The sequence below is a fragment of the Mesorhizobium sp. P5_C1 genome (assembly GCF_054049815.1).
Genome location: NZ_JBFULQ010000088.1, coordinates 1 through 16,540, shown reverse-complemented (window position 1 = coordinate 16,540; position 16,540 = coordinate 1). Strand labels below are relative to the sequence as shown.

Annotated in this window: 17 protein-coding genes; 8 read left to right on the top strand and 9 right to left on the bottom strand. The window is 63.1% G+C overall.

What is annotated here, in order from left to right:
* From rplI to rpsF, 3 genes are all read right to left on the bottom strand, one after another.
* A partial coding sequence (gene rplI / locus ACXJ7R_RS10175; RefSeq protein WP_457151715.1) for a 50S ribosomal protein L9 occupies nt 1-476 on the bottom strand: 476 nt, incomplete at its 3' end.
* A 215-nt stretch (nt 477-691) separates the two neighbouring features.
* Nucleotides 692-940 carry a 30S ribosomal protein S18 gene (gene rpsR / locus ACXJ7R_RS10170; RefSeq protein WP_006203718.1) on the bottom strand — a complete coding sequence of 83 codons (249 nt, stop codon included), beginning with the start codon at nt 938-940 and terminating at the stop codon, nt 692-694.
* Nucleotides 940-1,440, bottom strand: coding sequence for a 30S ribosomal protein S6 (rpsF, locus tag ACXJ7R_RS10165; RefSeq protein ID WP_023761609.1), 501 nt, complete (start codon nt 1,438-1,440; stop codon nt 940-942). The genes rpsR and rpsF overlap by 1 nt, the downstream gene beginning before the upstream one ends.
* 467 nt (nt 1,441-1,907) lie before the next feature.
* Here rpsF and ACXJ7R_RS10160 point away from each other — a divergent pair, with 467 nt between their 5' ends.
* Nucleotides 1,908-3,146 carry a pilus assembly protein TadG-related protein gene (locus ACXJ7R_RS10160; RefSeq protein WP_457151714.1) on the top strand — a complete coding sequence of 413 codons (1,239 nt, stop codon included), beginning with the start codon at nt 1,908-1,910 and terminating at the stop codon, nt 3,144-3,146.
* Between the two features lie 45 nt (nt 3,147-3,191).
* Here ACXJ7R_RS10160 and ACXJ7R_RS10155 read toward each other — a convergent pair whose 3' ends face one another.
* Complete coding sequence (locus ACXJ7R_RS10155) at nt 3,192-5,144, bottom strand: LTA synthase family protein (RefSeq protein WP_457151717.1); 1,953 nt, start codon at nt 5,142-5,144, stop codon at nt 3,192-3,194.
* A 253-nt stretch (nt 5,145-5,397) separates the two neighbouring features.
* Between ACXJ7R_RS10155 and fabD the strand changes: the two genes are divergently transcribed.
* The 4 genes from fabD to fabF all read left to right on the top strand — a co-directional run bounded on the left by fabD (nt 5,398) and on the right by fabF (nt 8,890).
* Nucleotides 5,398-6,345: an ACP S-malonyltransferase gene (gene fabD / locus ACXJ7R_RS10150; protein WP_457151713.1), complete on the top strand. Its 948-nt coding sequence runs from the start codon at nt 5,398-5,400 to the stop codon at nt 6,343-6,345.
* Between the two features lie 61 nt (nt 6,346-6,406).
* Nucleotides 6,407-7,144 (top strand): 3-oxoacyl-[acyl-carrier-protein] reductase, encoded by a 738-nt coding sequence (fabG, locus tag ACXJ7R_RS10145; RefSeq protein ID WP_095086399.1) that lies wholly within the window; start codon nt 6,407-6,409, stop codon nt 7,142-7,144.
* A 212-nt stretch (nt 7,145-7,356) separates the two neighbouring features.
* Entirely contained in the window at nt 7,357-7,593 is a 237-nt protein-coding gene (locus tag ACXJ7R_RS10140; protein ID WP_006203723.1) for an acyl carrier protein, read from the top strand.
* Between the two features lie 34 nt (nt 7,594-7,627).
* Nucleotides 7,628-8,890 carry a beta-ketoacyl-ACP synthase II gene (fabF, locus tag ACXJ7R_RS10135; protein ID WP_457151712.1) on the top strand — a complete coding sequence of 421 codons (1,263 nt, stop codon included), beginning with the start codon at nt 7,628-7,630 and terminating at the stop codon, nt 8,888-8,890.
* On the opposite strand, the gene ACXJ7R_RS10130 is transcribed toward fabF, so the two are convergent.
* A complete protein-coding gene (locus ACXJ7R_RS10130) occupies nt 8,878-9,147 on the bottom strand; it encodes a hypothetical protein (protein WP_457151718.1) in 270 nt (89 codons plus the stop codon). The genes fabF and ACXJ7R_RS10130 overlap by 13 nt on opposite strands.
* Between ACXJ7R_RS10130 and mltG the strand changes: the two genes are divergently transcribed.
* The 3 genes from mltG (at nt 9,053) to gmk (ending at nt 11,985) form a co-directional block, all read left to right on the top strand.
* Nucleotides 9,053-10,276, top strand: coding sequence for an endolytic transglycosylase MltG (gene mltG, locus ACXJ7R_RS10125; protein WP_457151716.1), 1,224 nt, complete (start codon nt 9,053-9,055; stop codon nt 10,274-10,276). The two genes, ACXJ7R_RS10130 and mltG, sit on opposite strands and share 95 nt — an antisense overlap.
* Nucleotides 10,277-10,434: 158 nt before the next feature.
* A complete protein-coding gene (locus tag ACXJ7R_RS10120; protein ID WP_457151711.1) occupies nt 10,435-11,325 on the top strand; it encodes a YicC/YloC family endoribonuclease in 891 nt (296 codons plus the stop codon).
* 3 nt (nt 11,326-11,328) lie between these two features.
* A complete protein-coding gene (gene gmk / locus ACXJ7R_RS10115; protein WP_095086392.1) occupies nt 11,329-11,985 on the top strand; it encodes a guanylate kinase in 657 nt (218 codons plus the stop codon).
* A gap of 36 nt (nt 11,986-12,021) precedes the next feature.
* Here the strand turns inward: gmk and rsmA are convergent, their stop codons facing one another.
* From rsmA to ACXJ7R_RS10095, 4 genes are all read right to left on the bottom strand, one after another.
* Nucleotides 12,022-12,855, bottom strand: a complete 834-nt coding sequence (rsmA, locus tag ACXJ7R_RS10110) for a 16S rRNA (adenine(1518)-N(6)/adenine(1519)-N(6))-dimethyltransferase RsmA (RefSeq protein ID WP_457151710.1) — start codon at nt 12,853-12,855, stop codon at nt 12,022-12,024.
* Nucleotides 12,856-12,880: 25 nt separating this feature from the next.
* A complete protein-coding gene (pdxA, locus tag ACXJ7R_RS10105; RefSeq protein ID WP_457151709.1) occupies nt 12,881-13,897 on the bottom strand; it encodes a 4-hydroxythreonine-4-phosphate dehydrogenase PdxA in 1,017 nt (338 codons plus the stop codon).
* A gap of 13 nt (nt 13,898-13,910) precedes the next feature.
* Nucleotides 13,911-14,849 carry a SurA N-terminal domain-containing protein gene (locus tag ACXJ7R_RS10100; RefSeq protein ID WP_457151708.1) on the bottom strand — a complete coding sequence of 313 codons (939 nt, stop codon included), beginning with the start codon at nt 14,847-14,849 and terminating at the stop codon, nt 13,911-13,913.
* A 90-nt stretch (nt 14,850-14,939) separates the two neighbouring features.
* Nucleotides 14,940-16,540 (bottom strand): LPS-assembly protein LptD (locus tag ACXJ7R_RS10095; protein ID WP_457151707.1); only part of this gene is annotated, 1,601 nt, incomplete at its 5' end.

Sequence of the window (16,540 nt, the reverse complement as noted above, 5' to 3'; positions counted from 1 at the left end):
GTCTCACCCTTGGCCTGGCGTTCGGCTTCGTCGGCCGTGCGGGCGATGTTGAGCGTGATCGTGACCTCGACTTCCGGATGCAGCGCGATCGCCACATTGGTGAGGCCGATGGTCTTGATCGGCTGGTTGAGCAGGATCTGGTTGCGGTTGACCGTGAAGCCTTCCGCTGTCAGCAGATCCGCGATGTCACGGGTCGACACCGAGCCGTAGAGCTGGCCGGTTTCGCCAGCCGAACGCACGGCGATGAAGCTCTTGCCGTCGAGCTTTTCGGCGACCTGGCTGGCTTCCGACTTGCGCTCGAGGTTGCGGGCTTCGAGTTGGGCGCGCTGGCCTTCGAACTTCTTCTTGTTGGCTTCGTTGGCGCGCAGCGCCTTGCCCTGCGGCAGCAGGAAGTTACGGGCAAAGCCGTCCTTGACCTTGACGGTATCGCCCATCTGGCCGAGGCGGGAAACGCGTTCGAGAAGAATGACTTCCATGGTTTTGTTCCTTCCGTTGGGCGGCAATCATGCGATCGACGCCGAATTGTCTTGGGAACAGGTCAGGAAGCTTGGGGCGCGCCTTGGCGCCGGTGTCGCTGTCCTGCCTGTTCAGGCAGTTAGAGGTTTGACCTCAACTCGGGATTTGAATGCGATCCCGCGGCGCCCGTCGCCGAGGTGAAGAAAGCGGGCGGCAAGCCGCCCGCTCGAAAGTCTTAGCGAACCACGTAGGGCAGCAGGCCGAGGAAGCGGGCGCGCTTGATCGCCTTGGCGAGTTCGCGCTGCTTCTTCTGGCTGACGGCGGTGATGCGCGACGGCACGATCTTGCCGCGCTCGGAAATGTAGCGCTGAAGCAGACGCACGTCCTTGTAGTCGATCTTGGGGGCGTTGGCGCCGGAGAACGGGCAGGTCTTGCGGCGGCGATGGAACGGGCGCCGGGTCGGGATCTGGTTGATGTCGACCATTATTCTGCACCCCCTTCAAAGCCTTCGCGCGGACGGCGCGGACCACGATCGGCACCGGCGTCGCCGAACGAACGCGGCGGACGATCGCCACGGTCGCCGCGATCACGGTCGCCAAACGAGCGCGGACCACGATCGCCACGGTCACGGTCGCCGAAGCCGCCGCGTTCCGAGCGCTCTTCGCGCTTCTGCATCATGGCCGACGGGCCTTCCTCATGCGCTTCGACCTTGATGGTCAGGAAACGCAGCACGTCTTCGGACAGGCCCATCTGGCGCTCCATCTCGTTGAGCGCGGCCGGCGGGCAGTTCAGGTCCATCAGCGTGTAGTAAGCCTTCCGGTTCTTGTTGACCCGGTAGGTGAGGGACTTCAGTCCCCAGTTCTCGACCCGGCCGACGGACCCGCCATTTGCGGAGATGACGCCCTTGTACTGTTCGACAAGCGCATCGACCTGCTGCTGCGAGAGGTCCTGCCGGGCAAGAAACACATGTTCGTAAAGAGCCATAGTGTATCAGTGCCTTTCTTCGTTTCTCTCCCGGTTCCCGGCGGCAAAAGCCTCTGCAACTTCTCTGACCCRCTGTTCCCAGTAAAAGGGGGCGGGGAAGAAAGGAGCATGACGAGACGGTCGAGAGCGGAGACACGGGAGGCGGAAGCACTTCTGTCTTCACACGAAGGTTTTCGAAAAAACCTCCGGCCCTCCGTTCAGCCCCCAGCTGGGACCGGCAGATTGGGGGCGTCTATACAGCAATCCGCCCACAACGCAAGCGCAAGCGGCATTCCCTTGTGTCGCAGGGGCGAAAAAATCAAGCAGCAACAATGGCAAGGCTTCGTGGTTTCCGGCAACCGGGCCTTAACCACAATGTCAGGTTGTGTGGAGTTGAGATCCTGCAGTCAACGCTCGATTCATCAAGGAAGGCGCAGAAGCCAGGCCAATCCGCGCACAAAAGCGGCAAGCATTTCCGGGGGGTAAGGATGCTTCTTAGCAAGTTCTGGCGCTCGACGAGCGGCAATTTTTCGCTTGTGCTGGGGCTGGGGTTGCCGGCCATCCTCACGGCTGTCGCCTTCGCAACCGATGTCTCCACCCTGATGCGGGCCAAGAGCAACCTGCAGAATGCCCTCGATGCGGCAAACCTTGCCTCTTCGCATCTGGGCGATCTCGATATCACCCGCAATGACGCCTTTGACCGCTATTTCCAGGCCAACATCGCCGGCCATGGCGAACTCGGCAATGCGAAGGCGACGTTGACGGTCGACAAAGGCGTCAATTTCGTCAAGACGAAGGCGGTTGCCTCAGCCGACGTCACTCTCAACTTTGCCTTCCTGTTCGGCAAGGAAAAGCACATCGAGGTCGATGCCTCCGCCGTCGAATCGAACAACCAGCTCGAAGTCGTGCTGGTGCTGGACAACACCGGCTCCATGGCCGGGGCGCGCATGACGGCGTTGAGGACGGCGACCAAATCATTGCTCGACACGCTCGAGGCGACAAAATCGCCGACGCGCCAGATCCGCGCCTCGCTGGTTCCGTTCGTCACTGCCGTCAACGTCGATGGCGATGAATTCGACCCGTCCTGGATCGACATGGACGGCAAGTCCTCCACCAACGGCGTCAATTTCCCGGTCATCGACGGCAAGCGTCCCAATCATATGGCGCTCTTCAAGCAGCTCAAGCAGACCGGATGGACCGAGCCCGGATGGAACAACACCGGATGGAAGGGCTGTGTCGAGGCGCGGCCGGGCGCCTACAACATTTCCGATACCCCACCCGACCCGGACGAGCCCGACACGCTGTTTGTTCCGTATTTTGCGCCGGACGATCCCGAAGTTGCGCAGAAGCCGTCTGCCTCCTATGGCAAGATCGTGCTGTTGCTCACCGACGGCGAGAACGTCGTCTATGGCGCCAGCGAACAGCCGACGAAGTCCGACTACACATCCTATGGCTATCTCGCAGGTGGCCGTTTTGGATCGGACAGCCAGGCGACCGCGGCGCGCAATGTCGACGGCTGGACCAAAAGCGTTTGCACGCAGTTGAAGAACGAGGGCGTGCAAATCTACACCATGGTGCTGCAATCCGACACCGCCGCCAACCGCTCGCTTTACAGCGCGTGCGCCTCGGATCCGAGCGGCTACTATGCCGTCAACGATCCGACCAAACTGCCGGACGTCTTCCAGCAGATCGCCAACAAGTTCTCGAAGCTGCAATTGACGGATTGAACGYGTGAAGGGTCGCCAGGCCCGAGCCTCGCGGGATCGTTTGGCTCAACTCGTATGGGCGACAATTTTGTCGACCGTTTCGGGGAAGAAGTCCGGCGCCGCGAGGCGTTTGCCGAACATCATGTCGTACTGCAGCAGGCGGAAATCGCGGATCGTCGGATCGATTTCCTTCTGCCGTGACCAATCTGGCGTGGCTTCGCCCGTCGGCGTCAGCAACAAATTGCGGTCGACGACGCGGTAGCGTTCGCGCATCTCACCCAGGAAGCCGGTGTAGTAGGGGTGGGTGATGCCGGCGGTGGTGAGGATATGATAGGGCAGGAACGCCGGGCTCACCGCGCCCAGGTTCTCGACCGGACCGGAGTGGTTCGACCAGATGATCAGCGGCGTCTGGTGATGTTCAAGCGCGGCTTGCGGCGTCGGTTCCTTGCGCGGCGCGACATTGTCTTTCAGGAAGCCGGTTTCGACATAGACCGGCCCCAGCGGCGGCAGATGGTCGCCGAAGAAGGCGATCACGGTGGGACGGGAGCGTTTCTTCGCCCATTCGACAAGGCGTTCAAGGCCACGATCGGCGTCGGCTGACCCCTCGGCGTAGCTGAGCAGCGATTCGCGTGCCCATTGGCTGATCGGTGCCTGCACCGTGTGGGTCGGATTGTAATAGCGGTTGGGCTCGTAGGGGCCGTGGTTTTGCAGGCTGACCGCAAAGAAGAAGATCGGCTCATCGCTGGCGTCGGCCTCGCTGATGATCTCGTCGGTCATCGCCGCATCGGACGCCAGCGGCCCGCGCTTTTGCAAGGGCGGCAGCGTCTCTTCTGATTTGAAATCGTTGAAGCCGAAATCAGCGTAGACCGCGCCACGGTTCCAGAACCAGTTGGTGCCGGGATGGATGGCGCGCGCCCGGTAGCCCTGGCTCTTGAGGAACGTTGCGAGCGAAGGCGTCGGCGTGCGCACATATTGCTGATAGGGGATGCTGCCGGCCGGCAGGAAGGCATTGGAAAAGCCGGTCAGCGCCTCGAACTCGATGTTGGCGGTCATGCCGCCGAATTCGGGCGAGAACATCGAGCCCGAGCGCAACGTGCGCACGTTGGGGATCGGGTCGGGCGTGATGGTGACGCCGGGCAGCTTGGTCGGATCCCAGAAGGATTCGCTCATGACGATGATGATGTCGGGTTTCTCTGCCGGCATCGAGGCCGTCACATCGGTCCTGTCGATCGCCGCGATTGCCTTGTCTGAATAGCCTGGCGGTGCCGAGACATGGGCCATCGGCACGTTGAGGGCAAAGGCCAGGGCAAAGCCATTGGACGCATAGTTTTCCTTCTGGTCCCACATGATCGGGATGATCTGCAGCCGGTCCCTGGTCCAGGAGAAGGTGGCGTAGTCCATGATCGAAACGAAGAAGGCGAGCAGCGGCACCGCCAGCGTCAGCCGGGCAAGGCGGCCCTTGCGGCTGAGCGCCGGAACCTTGCGGCGCCATAGCCGCCAGCCATAGACGAGCAGCGACAGGCCGGCGACGATGCCGACCACCATGGCGAGCGCGGTCATCGGCCGGTCGCGCACCAGGAGCGGCAGCAGCGCGAAGATCTGGCGGGCATAGAGGAAATCGGTGGGATAGAGCGGATCGCCGAGATAATGCGACTTCTGGTGGCCGACGAAGGCAAGGGAAAGCGTCAGCGGCGCGACGATCATCAGGCTCTGGTGGCTGCGGCCAAGCACGGCATCGAGGCCGATCAGGATCAGGGCAAACACGACGATGGTGGTCCAGCCCGGCTTGAGCGGCTGCAGGAAGAAGGCGACCGTGCCGGCAAAGTCGCCGCGCACGATCAATTCGATCGCAAACACCATGACGGCCGCGATCGCCAGGCTGACCAGCCCATAGCGCACGACCGGCCATGTCCTGCCCGGCAGATAGCCGGTGGACGGGTCGTCTTCCAGGAACTGTGGCGCGGCTTTGCCGACGCGTTTAGAACTCTTTGCCACTTTAACTTCCCCACCCAGCGACAAACTCGTCACTCGATTGTCATATAATTGTCACGCAAAGCTAGCGCCTGTGGCGGAAATAAGAAGAGCCAGCAAACGATTCGTGAGCGGTTTTCATCAGGAGTGATCGCCAAAAAGCCTTTCGGAACAGGCACTCGGCCGGCGATGGTGCCGCCGGCCAGGGTCGAACTGGGCTTGACTTGGCGGCCTGCCTTGCGTCACAGGCAAGAAAAACCCGACTATCAGGCAAGCAAAACCAGCCCTTGGGAGCCCTCGCATGGCCGTTGCATTCACCTTTCCTGGACAAGGCAGCCAGGCTGTCGGCATGGGCAAGGATCTCGCCGATGCCTTTCCAGAGGCGCGCAGGATCTTCCAGGAGGTTGACGACGCGCTTGGCGAAAACCTGTCGAAGCTGATCTGGGAAGGGCCGGAGGAGACGTTGACGCTGACCGCCAATGCGCAGCCGGCGCTGATGGCGGTGTCGCTGGCCGCGATCAGGGCATTGGAATCGCGCGGCTTCTCGTTGAAGGACAAGGTCGCCTATGTCGCCGGCCATTCGCTGGGCGAATATTCGGCGCTCGCGGCCGCCGGCTTCGTTTCGGTTGCCGATGCCGCCAGGCTGCTGCGCATCCGGGGCAATGCCATGCAGGCGGCGGTGCCGGCCGGCGAGGGCGCCATGGCGGCTATCATCGGGTTGGAACAGGCGGATGTAGAAGCCGCCTGCGCCGAGGCTGCCCAAGGGGCTGGCTCTGTCTGCCAGGTGGCGAACGACAATGGCGGCGGTCAGCTGGTCATTTCAGGCACAAAGGGCGCAGTGGAGCTGGCGGCGAAACTTTGCACGGAAAAGGGCGCCAAGCGGGCGCTGATGCTGCAGGTTTCGGCGCCATTCCACTCCGCGCTGATGACGCCGGCGGCCGAGATCATGCGCGAGGCTCTGGGCAGCGTGGCGAAGGCCGCCCCGGTGGTTCCCATCGTCTCCAACGTCACCGTCACCCCGACCAATGATCCGGACGAGATCGCGCGGCGTCTGGTCGAGCAGGTGATTGCCCGCGTGCGCTGGCGCGAGACAGTGGAATGGTTCGGCGCAAACGGCATCGCCACGCTTTACGAGATCGGTGCCGGAAAGGTGCTTTCAGGCCTGGCGCGGCGCATCAACCGCGACATCGCCACCGCGTCGGTCGGCTCCGCGGCTGATGTCGAGGCGGCGCTGGCGACGCTTGTTTAATCTAGTGCCATTTGACCCTGCCCCGTGCAAAGGGTGTTCTCTTCTCAATCAGGAGACAAAAATGTTCGAATTGACTGGCCGCAAGGCACTCGTCACCGGCGCATCGGGAGGCATTGGCGAGGCGATCGCCAGGGTCCTGCATGCGCAAGGCGCCATCGTCGGCCTGCATGGCACACGGGTCGAGAAATTGGAGACGCTGGCCGCCGAGCTTGGCGATCGGGTCAAGCTGTTCCCGGCCAACCTGTCGAACCGTGACGAGGTCAAGGCGCTCGGCCAGAAGGCGGAGGCCGATCTCGAAGGTGTCGACATCCTGGTCAACAATGCCGGCATCACCAAGGACGGGCTGTTCGTGCGCATGTCGGACGCCGACTGGGATACCGTGCTCGAGGTCAACCTGACCGCTGTCTTCAGGCTGACCCGCGAACTCACCCATCCCATGATGCGCCGCCGTCACGGCCGCATCATCAACATCACCTCGGTTGTCGGCGTCACCGGCAATCCCGGCCAGGCCAACTACTGCGCCTCCAAGGCCGGCATGATCGGCTTTTCCAAATCGCTGGCGCAGGAGATCGCCACCCGCAACATCACCGTCAACTGCGTCGCCCCGGGCTTCATCGAATCGGCGATGACCGACAAGCTCAACGACAAGCAGAAGGAGGCGATCATGGCGGCTATCCCGACGCGCCGCATGGGCACCGGCGCTGAAGTCGCATCCGCCGTTGCCTATCTCGCCTCCAACGAAGCCGCCTACGTCACCGGCCAGACCATCCATGTGAATGGCGGCATGGCGATGATCTGAACGAGGTCCGGCGGAGTTGTTGCCGGCTTGTGAAAAGAGACCATTTCGGCTTGGACCTCTGCTATTTTTCGTGTAATGCGGCCCGCAACCCGGCGGTTCGGGCAAAAACCGGTCCGTGGCCGTTGCGTTTCCGGCAGGACCATCTTTCAGCTTGATTAGCGGCATTCTGCCCGCTAACGAAGACAGACAAACAAAAGACGAGGATGCCCCAAATGAGTGACACCGCAGAGCGCGTCAAAAAGATCGTCATCGAGCACCTTGGTGTCGATGCCGACAAAGTGACGGAGCAGGCGAGCTTCATCGATGATCTGGGCGCCGACAGCCTCGACACGGTCGAACTCGTCATGGCGTTCGAAGAGGAATTCGGCGTCGAGATTCCCGACGATGCGGCCGAGACCATCCTGACCGTCGGCGATGCGGTGAAGTATATCGACAAGGCATCCGCCTGACGCTTTCCGCAGTCATCACCGGGGAGGACCTGCGATGAGGCGTGTCGTCGTCACGGGCCTTGGGTTGTTGTCGCCATTCGGCATGGGCTTCGAGCACAGCTGGAAGGAACTACTGACCGGCCGCAGCGCAGCCAAGCGCATCACCGAGTTTGAGGTGGAGGATCTTGCCTGCAAGATCGCCCACGTCATTCCGCGTGGCGATGGCAGCAATGCCACCTTCAATCCCGAGGCCGTGCTCGAGCCGAAGGAATTGCGCAAGATCGGCGACTTCATCCTGTACGGGATTGCCGCCGCCGACGAGGCGCTGAAGGATTCCGGCTGGGAGCCAAAAACCCATCCCGAGCAGTGCGCCACCGGCGTGCTGATCGGCTCCGGCATCGGCGGCATCGAAGGCATCGCCGAGAACGCGATGATCCTCAAGGAACGCGGCCCGCGCCGCATCAGCCCGTTCTTCATCCCCGGCCAGATCATCAATCTCGTCTCCGGGCAGGTCTCGATCAGGCACGGGCTTAAAGGCCCGAACCACGCCGTCGTCACGGCCTGTTCAACCGGTGCGCACGCCATTGGCGACGCTGCCCGGCTGATCATGTGGGGCGATGCCGACGTGATGGTCGCCGGTGGCGCCGAAGCGCCGGTGACGCGGCTGTCGATCGCCGGCTTCGCCGCGTGCCGGGCGCTGTCGACCGATCGCAACGATGCGCCGCAAACGGCGTCGCGCCCCTACGACCGCGACCGCGACGGCTTCGTCATGGGCGAGGGCGCCGGCGTCGTCGTGCTTGAAGAGCTCGAACACGCCAAGGCGCGCGGCGCCAAGATTTACGCCGAGGTGACCGGCTACGGCCTCACCGGTGATGCCCATCACATCACAGCGCCTGCCGAAGACGGCGACGGCGCCTTCCGCTGCATGACGGCGGCGTTGAACCGGGCCAAGCTGACGCCCGCCGATGTCGACTACATCAACGCGCACGGCACCTCGACCATGGCCGATACGATCGAACTCGGCGCCGTCGAGCGGCTTGTCGGCAATGCCGCGTCGAATATTTCGATGTCGTCCACCAAGTCGTCGATCGGCCATCTGCTGGGGGCGGCCGGTGCTGCCGAAGCGATCTTTTCGATCCTCGCCATTCGCGACAATGTCGCGCCGGCGACCATCAACCTCGACAACCCGGAGCGCGAGACCGCGATCGACTTGGTGCCCAACAAGCCGCGCGCTCGCCAGATCGACGTTGCACTGTCCAATTCATTCGGCTTTGGCGGCACCAACGCTTCGCTTGTCTTCCAGCGCTATAATGGCTGATAGTCCAACTGCCCGGCGATGCTTCGGCATGCCGTCAATTTTGCCATATTCGCCCCTACTCTGCCGCAGGGGATTCGTTGAGCGATCAAACGGTAGGGCAAAATGAACACAAATCCGGCGGGCAACGGAGAATTCGGACAGCGTCCGGCATCGGGGCCGATCATGCCGAAGACGGCGAGCGAGGCATTGCGGCCGGAGGCCGGCACACCGCCGCCGAAGCGCTCGCGTGCTTCGCGCAGCCAGGTCGTCGTGTTCATGAACTTCGTCATCTCCGTGGTGATGCTGATGGTTCTGGCGGCGGGCGCCGCGGTCTACTTCGGCAAGCAGGAATTCACCGAAGCTGGACCCTCGGCCAATGGCGACACGTTCCTGGTCAAGCCGAATACCGGCGTCCAGGATATTGCCGACCAGCTCGAACGCCGCGGACTGATCAGCGACGCCCGGATCTTCCGCCTTGGCGTGCGCGCCTACGGCAATGATTCGGCGTTGAAGGCCGGCGAGTACGAGATCAAGCCCAAGGCTTCCATGCGCGACATCATGGAGCTTTTGAAGAGCGGCAAGTCGGTGATGTATTCGCTGACCGTTCCAGAAGGGTTGACGGTCGAGCAGGCGCTGCAGCGCATCGCCGATGAGCCGGCCTTGAGCGGCGGTATGCCGGCGACCACTCCTGCCGAAGGCAGCCTCGCCACCGACACGCTGCGCTTCACGCGCGGCGCGACACGCCAGCAGATGATCGACAAGCTGCTGGGAGATCAGAAGAAGCTGGTCGACGAAGTCTGGCAGCGGCGCGCGCCGGACCTGCCGCTGGCCAATGTCGAAGAGTTCGTTACGCTGGCCTCGATCGTCGAGAAGGAAACGGGCAAGGGTGACGAGCGCTCACGGGTTGCCGCGGTCTTCCTGAACCGGCTGGCCAAGGGCATGCGCCTGCAATCCGACCCAACCATCATCTACGGTCTGTTCGGCGGCAAGGGCAAGCCGGCGGACCGGCCGATCTACCAGTCGGACATCCAGAAGCAGACGCCCTACAACACCTATGTAATCAACGGCCTGCCACCGACGCCGATCGCCAATCCGGGTCGGGCGGCGCTGGAGGCGGTGGCCAATCCGTCGAAGACCGACGATCTTTACTTCGTCGCCGATGGTACCGGCGGGCATGTCTTTGCCGCGACGCTGGAAGAGCACAATGAGAACGTCGCCCGCTATCGCGCGTTGCAGAAGAAGCAGGCCGACGACGCCGCCAAAGGCGCCAACACCACCGGCGCCGGCGACAGCAATGCCGACAAGCCGGCCGACGGCAATGCCGACAAGCCGGCTGACAGCAATGCTGACAAGCCGGCTGACGCAGGCGACGACAGCGGCGGCGGCGATGCGGGCGCTGCCCAGTAGGACGAAGAAGGGCGTTGCCACAACGCGGCGCCCCTGACATTTGGAGCAGCGCGGCGCGTCCGATTTCGGCGTGCCTGCGGCGCAGTCATTTTTAAGCCGCACGTGCTCCCCTCCGGAAAACCGGTTTCGGAGCGATGTGCCAGGGACTTGTGGGCGATATGAATTTGCAGAGCATGACCGGTTTTGCGCGTGCCGTCGCCGAGCATGAAGGCACCGCGATCGCCTGGGAGGTCAAGTCCGTCAACGGCAAAAGCGTCGAGGTGAGGCTGCGATTGCCGCAAGGTTTCGAACGGCTGGAACCGGCTGTCAGGCAGACGCTTCAGAAGCGCTTTGCGCGGGGTAATTTCCAGGCGACGCTGACCATTGGCCGTGCCGCCGGCGCTCAGGCGCAGCCCGTCGTCAACGAAGTCTTTCTGAAGGACCTTGCGGGGCTCGCCAAGCGGTTGCAGGAGCAGTTCGGTGTCGCCCCCGCGACATCGGACGGATTGCTTTCGCTGCGCGGCGTGCTCGATATTCCCGAGACTGTCGAAACCGAAGAGGTGCGCGCCGCGCTCGACATCGCGATCACGGCTGCGCTCGAGGTGGCCCTCAAAGGGCTGGAACAGGCGCGACAGGGCGAAGGTGCTGCGCTGGCCCTGCTGCTGGCGGGCCATATCGACGCAATCGAGGCGCTGACGCTGCGGGCCGAGGCCGATCCGTCGCGCGAGACGGCGGCGATCCGCGAACGCCTGGCCGAGCAGGTCAGGCTGCTGATGGACGCGTCCGCCAATCTGGACGCCAGCCGGTTGCACATGGAGGCGGCTTTCCTGGCCACCAAAGCCGATATTCGCGAAGAGATCGACCGCCTGAAAACGCATGTCGCATCTGGTCGGGCACTGCTTGAGGGCGGCGGCGCGGTCGGCCGCAAGCTCGATTTTCTGGCACAGGAATTTAACCGCGAATCGAATACGCTGTGCTCGAAGTCGAACGCCGCTACGGTCACCGCGATCGGGCTGGAACTGAAGGCCGTGGTCGACCAGTTTCGTGAACAGATCCAGAATCTGGAGTAGCCGATGGTTGCCAAGGATTTAGGGTCCCGCATTCGCCGCCGGGGCCTGATGCTCGTCCTGTCGTCGCCATCCGGCGCCGGCAAGTCGACGATTGCGCGCAACCTTCTGGAAAGCGATTCCAGCCTCGAACTGTCGGTCTCGGTCACCACCAGACCGCGCCGCGGCAGCGAGATCGAGGGTGTTCACTACCATTTCCGGACAATGCGCGATTTCGAGCGGCTGCGCGATTCCGACGCCCTGCTGGAATGGGCCGAAGTGCACGGCAATTGCTACGCGACACCGCGCGAGCCGGCAGAACTGGCGCTGGCTGAAGGGCGCGACATGCTGTTCGACATCGACTGGCAAGGCGCACAGCAGCTCAAGGAGAAGATGCGTGCCGACATCGTCTCGATTTTCATCCTGCCGCCGTCGATGAAGGAATTGAAGGCGCGGCTGAAGCGTCGCGCTGAAGACCAGGAGGCGGTGATCGAGACGCGGCTGAAAAACGCCCGCAACGAGATCGAGCACTGGAAGGAATATGATTTCGTCATCGTCAATGACGACCTCGATCGCGCCTTCGCCGAAGTGCGCGGCATCGTCGTCGCCGAGCGGCTGAGACGCGATCGCCGGCCCGGCCTGTTCGATTTCGTCTCGGGACTGTTGGACGAGAAGACCGGCTGATGCTTCTTCCTTCCCCTGTGAACAGGGAGAAGAAAGCTATACCGTGTTGGTCAGGCGCACGAATTCCTCGACGCTGAGTGTTTCGGCGCGGCGTGTCGGATCGATGCCGGCGCGTTCGAGCAAGGCTTCGCCGCCGAGGCTTTTCACGCTCTGCCGCAGCATCTTGCGGCGTTGGCCGAAGGCGGCTTCGGTGACGCGGCCGAGTTTTTTCACGTCGGCGGGCAGGGGTGTCGCGCGCGGCTCCAGATGCACCACTGACGAGGTGACCTTGGGCGGCGGTGTGAACGCCTGGGGCGGCACGTCGAAGGCGATCCTGGCCTGTGTGCGCCAGCCGGCCAGCACGCCAAGCCTGCCATAGGCATCGCTGCCGGGAGTGGCGACGATGCGTTGGGCCACCTCGCGCTGGAACATCAGGGTCATCGATGCATAGAAGGGCGGCCATTCGCCGACCGTCAACCAGCGCACCAGCAGCTCCGTGCCGATATTGTAGGGCAGGTTGGCGATGATCTTGACCGGGCCGCCGGCTCCCCCATCGGCAAGGGCTGCGAAGTCCGTCTTCAGCGCATCGCCGGATACAATCTCCAGCCGGCCGGGATAATGATCCGATATTTCGGCGAGCGCCGCCAGGCAGCGTTCGTCGCGCTCGATGGCAATGACCTGGCGCGCCCCGTTGGCGAGCAATGCGCGGGTCAGCCCGCCGGGGCCGGGACCGACCTCGATCACGGTTGCATTGGACAAGTCGCCGGCGGTGCGGGCGATCTTGCCGGTGAGGTTGAGGTCGAACAGGAAATTCTGGCCGAGCGCCTTCTTTGCCTGCAGCCCATGACGCTCGATCACCTCGCGCAGCGGCGGCAGCCCATCGATGCTCATGCGCGCAGGCTCAGGCAGGAAGCGCTCATACTGCGGCGGCCCTCGTGCCGCTGTCGGCCAATCGCCTGGCGAGCTTCAGCGCCGCCATCAGGCTGTCGGGCCTCGCCACGCCCTTGCCGGCGATGTCGAAGGCCGTACCGTGGTCGGGCGAGGTGCGAATGAAGGGCAGGCCGAGCGTGACATTGACCGCCTCGTCGAAGGCCAGTGCCTTGGCCGGAATCAGCGCCTGGTCGTGATACATGCACAGGGCCGCGTCGTAGCCGGCCCGGGCCCGGGCGTGGAACAATGTATCGGCGGGCAGGGGGCCGAAAGCGTCGATGCCTTCGGCTCGCAGGATGTCGACCGCCGGGCGCACGATGCGCTCGTCCTCGAGGCCCATGGCACCGCCTTCACCCGCATGCGGATTGAGCCCGGCAATGGCCAGCCGCGGCCTGGCGATGCCGAAGCGGCCGATGAGGTCGGCAGCGGTGATGCGCGCCGTCGCGACGATCAATTCGGTGGTCAGCGCCTTGGGCACCGCCGCCAGCGCGATGTGTATGGTGACTGGGACGGTGCGCAACTCGGGGCCGGCCAGCATCATCACCGGCATCGCCTCGACGCCAGTGTGTCGGGCCGACAGATGCGCCAGATATTCAGTGTGGCCGGGAAAGCCAAAGCCAGCATCGTAGAGGGGCTTCTTGGCGATCGGGCAGGTGACGACAGCGGCGGCGTCGCCGGCAAGGCAGTCGGCGACGGCGCGGTCGATGGCTTCGATGGTGGCGGCCGCATTGGCCGGGTCCGGCCGGCCGGGGCTGTCGATGCAGCGAGCAGCCAGCGGCACGATCGGCAGGGCGCGGCCAAACACTTGCGCCGCTTGCGCGGGTGTCGTTTCAACGACCGGCAACGAAATGCCGAGGAGGCGGGCCCGGGAGGCGATCAGCGCCGGATCGGCGAGCAGATAGAAGGGAGGCAACGCGACGGTCTCACGCGCCATGAACGCGGCAATCGCGATCTCCGGCCCGATGCCGGACGGATCGCCGGCGCTCAAGGCGAGCGCACTCACTGTGCTGCCCACGTCAGCGCTTGACGATGCGGGCTTTCGCCTTCAACTCGTCGACATATTTCTTGCTGAGTTCATCGGCGTTCTTGTCACCACCTGAGCCTTCGCTCTGGAACACCATCTGGGCAACCTTATCGTCCGAGACTTCGCGCGACGAGCAGATGCCGATGAATTCGACGCCGCGTTCGGTCTCGCGCGTGACGGTTGCGCCACCGACCTTGGTCGCCTTGATCTGTTCGGCCCAGTCCGACGGCAGTTGCGGCGCCAGCACCCGGCCCAGGTCACGAACGGTGACGTCGATCAGGCCCTTGGCGAACTCATGCGTCGTGTTGCACCCGTTGAAGCGGGCGCGCATGGCGTCAGCCTCACGCTTGCGCTTGGCCAGCGTCGCGCTGCGCTCGGCGGCTGGTACCACGAAGATGACCTGCTGTAGCATGTACTCGGTAGCGCTCGGCTTGGAGCCGCCTTTTTCGAGCATCTTCCTGACAAGGTCTTGCTCGCTGACGGCGCCGGTGCCATCGCCGGAACGGTAACGCGCGCTCAAGGCCTGGTTCCAGGCCATCTGGGCGCGGATGAATTCCTTGAAGTGGCCCTTGGTGACGCCTGATTTCTCCATGACGCCGTCGAGCTGGCTGAGCTGCATCTTGTTGTTCGAGGCAAAGCGCTGGTAGGCAGCCTCGACCTGCGCATCGCTGATGCGGATACCAAGCCGCTTGGCCTCGGCCAGTCGCAGCGTCTGGTCGATCATTTCCTGGGCGGCATCGCCCTTCTTGCGCTGCAGCTTCAAGAAGGCGGCGCGATGCGCGATGTCACCGGAGGTGACCGGAACGTCGTTGACGACGTATTTGATCTCGCTGGCGAAAGCCGGCGGCGTCATCACGGTGACCGACACGGACGTCGCCGCCAAAAGCAGCGCGAACCCTGCTGAAAACAGATATTTCCTCATCGTTGGCATCCCAATTCTATCCCGGTTCCGCCCAATTCATGCGTTCCGGGTGCACGAAATCCGTGCCAGCCCTATGCGGCGAAACGATGTCGCCGACTGTTACTGGATCGTGTCGATGGCACTGCTCGACGAGCCGAAATCGCCGAGGGTACGGAACGACAGGTTGAAGCCGATGGTCTGCGACACCTCCCGAGTGTTCAGGTCGCGCGACTGCGAGTACGTCATCAGATAGGTGAAGCAGGAATCGTTGTAGGCGAAGCCGACGCCGTCGCTGACCAGCAGGCTTTCCTGCAAATCATAGGTTCCGGTCCCGAAGACGCGCCAGTTCTCAGCGAGATGCGTCGACGCACCAAGCGTGACTTCGTGGCGGTCGGTCGTGAAACCGTAAAGCGGCTGTGCCTGGATGAAGGCGTATTTGGCGGTCAGCGATACCGGCAGGCCGGTATAGGCGGCCTTTAGCTCGCCGCGGCGCATTTCAAAGCTCTGTTCGTCGAACCGGCCGCTAACCGAGGCGGCAAAGCCATTGGGGCTGTTGACGCCAAACAGGCCGACATAGTCCGACTTGGTGTTGTCGAGGCCCGAGAAGGCGCCGACATTCACCAGATCCGGCGCGGCGAAGGAATTCTCGCCGCCAATCTGATAGGACTGGCCGAAAATGGCATTGGTGCCCCAGCCATTGTTGTAGGAGCCGGAATAGCGCAGGCCGACATTGGCGCGCGAACCGCCTTCGACACGGTCGTAGCCGGAAAACTTGTCGCGTTCGAACAACGTGGTCGCGTCGAAGACCATGCTTTGGGCGTCTTCATTGGGAACCGCGAGCCCGCCTACATATTGCTCGTTCGGGCGCATGAAGACCTGTGCCATCGGCTCGACCACATGGCTCGAATTGGCAGCCGAAAACAGCACCGGCCAACGCATTTCGAGCCCGGCGGTGGCCATGAAACGGGCAAACGAGGAACGCATATCGTCCTGCTGGCCCAAATTCGTTGCCATCTGGTTGACGGCGGCAAGCGAAGCCGATGACGCGTTGACGTAGTCGACATCGCTTTGCAGCGCGAGCAATGGCGTCAGCACCAGCCCATTATCGGTGACGAAGGACCGCTTCCACTCGGCCTCGGTGGTGAGACGTCCGGATTCACCTTCGATGCCGCGGACACGCTGGACACCCGACGCCGGTGTGTAGGGGGTGAAGTAGGTCTGATCGAGATCGTCGCGGCGGATGACGCGCGCGTTGGCATTGAGTGACAACTGACCGCCGGCCACTGATATGTCGGGAATATAGGCGTAGTCGAGCGTCGGCAGCACCCAGGGCTGCTGGTTGCTGCGTGCGGAGATATTGCTGTTGGGCGTATCTTCCTGCACCTCGAAGTGCATGGCGCGCAGGTCGAAATAGTTGCGGCCGTTGAGACCCGTCAGGTAGAYCGACGACTGGTGGACGCTGCTGCCGTACTTGTCGATGCCGTAGGTGTTCGAGAAGTTCTTGTCGGTCTGCAGCAGCACGTCCCAGCCGAAATTCCAGCGCGGATTGATGGCGAACTGCCCCTGGGTGCCCATCATCCCGCGGAATTTGTTCGGATCGCCAACTTCACCCGAATTGATGTTGTGGCCAGCCGTGGCCGGGAATGCATCCGTGTCCAGGAAGGCATCAGGATCCCGCTGCTGAATCCCGGCAATCTTCAAACTGTACTGACCATTGTTGA

Coding starts and splice junctions, on each gene's coding strand:
- ACXJ7R_RS10120 (WP_457151711.1), top strand. CDS start 10,435: ATGAATTTGCAGAGCATGACCGGTTTTGCGCGTGCCGTCGCCGAGCAT.
- fabG (WP_095086399.1), top strand. CDS start 6,407: ATGTTCGAATTGACTGGCCGCAAGGCACTCGTCACCGGCGCATCGGGA.
- rpsR (WP_006203718.1), bottom strand. CDS start 940: ATGGTCGACATCAACCAGATCCCGACCCGGCGCCCGTTCCATCGCCGC.
- rsmA (WP_457151710.1), bottom strand. CDS start 12,855: ATGAGCATCGATGGGCTGCCGCCGCTGCGCGAGGTGATCGAGCGTCAT.
- gmk (WP_095086392.1), top strand. CDS start 11,329: ATGGTTGCCAAGGATTTAGGGTCCCGCATTCGCCGCCGGGGCCTGATG.
- fabD (WP_457151713.1), top strand. CDS start 5,398: ATGGCCGTTGCATTCACCTTTCCTGGACAAGGCAGCCAGGCTGTCGGC.
- rpsF (WP_023761609.1), bottom strand. CDS start 1,440: ATGGCTCTTTACGAACATGTGTTTCTTGCCCGGCAGGACCTCTCGCAG.
- ACXJ7R_RS10140 (WP_006203723.1), top strand. CDS start 7,357: ATGAGTGACACCGCAGAGCGCGTCAAAAAGATCGTCATCGAGCACCTT.
- fabF (WP_457151712.1), top strand. CDS start 7,628: ATGAGGCGTGTCGTCGTCACGGGCCTTGGGTTGTTGTCGCCATTCGGC.
- ACXJ7R_RS10100 (WP_457151708.1), bottom strand. CDS start 14,849: ATGCCAACGATGAGGAAATATCTGTTTTCAGCAGGGTTCGCGCTGCTT.
- ACXJ7R_RS10130 (WP_457151718.1), bottom strand. CDS start 9,147: ATGAACACGACGACCTGGCTGCGCGAAGCACGCGAGCGCTTCGGCGGC.
- mltG (WP_457151716.1), top strand. CDS start 9,053: ATGCCGAAGACGGCGAGCGAGGCATTGCGGCCGGAGGCCGGCACACCG.
- ACXJ7R_RS10160 (WP_457151714.1), top strand. CDS start 1,908: ATGCTTCTTAGCAAGTTCTGGCGCTCGACGAGCGGCAATTTTTCGCTT.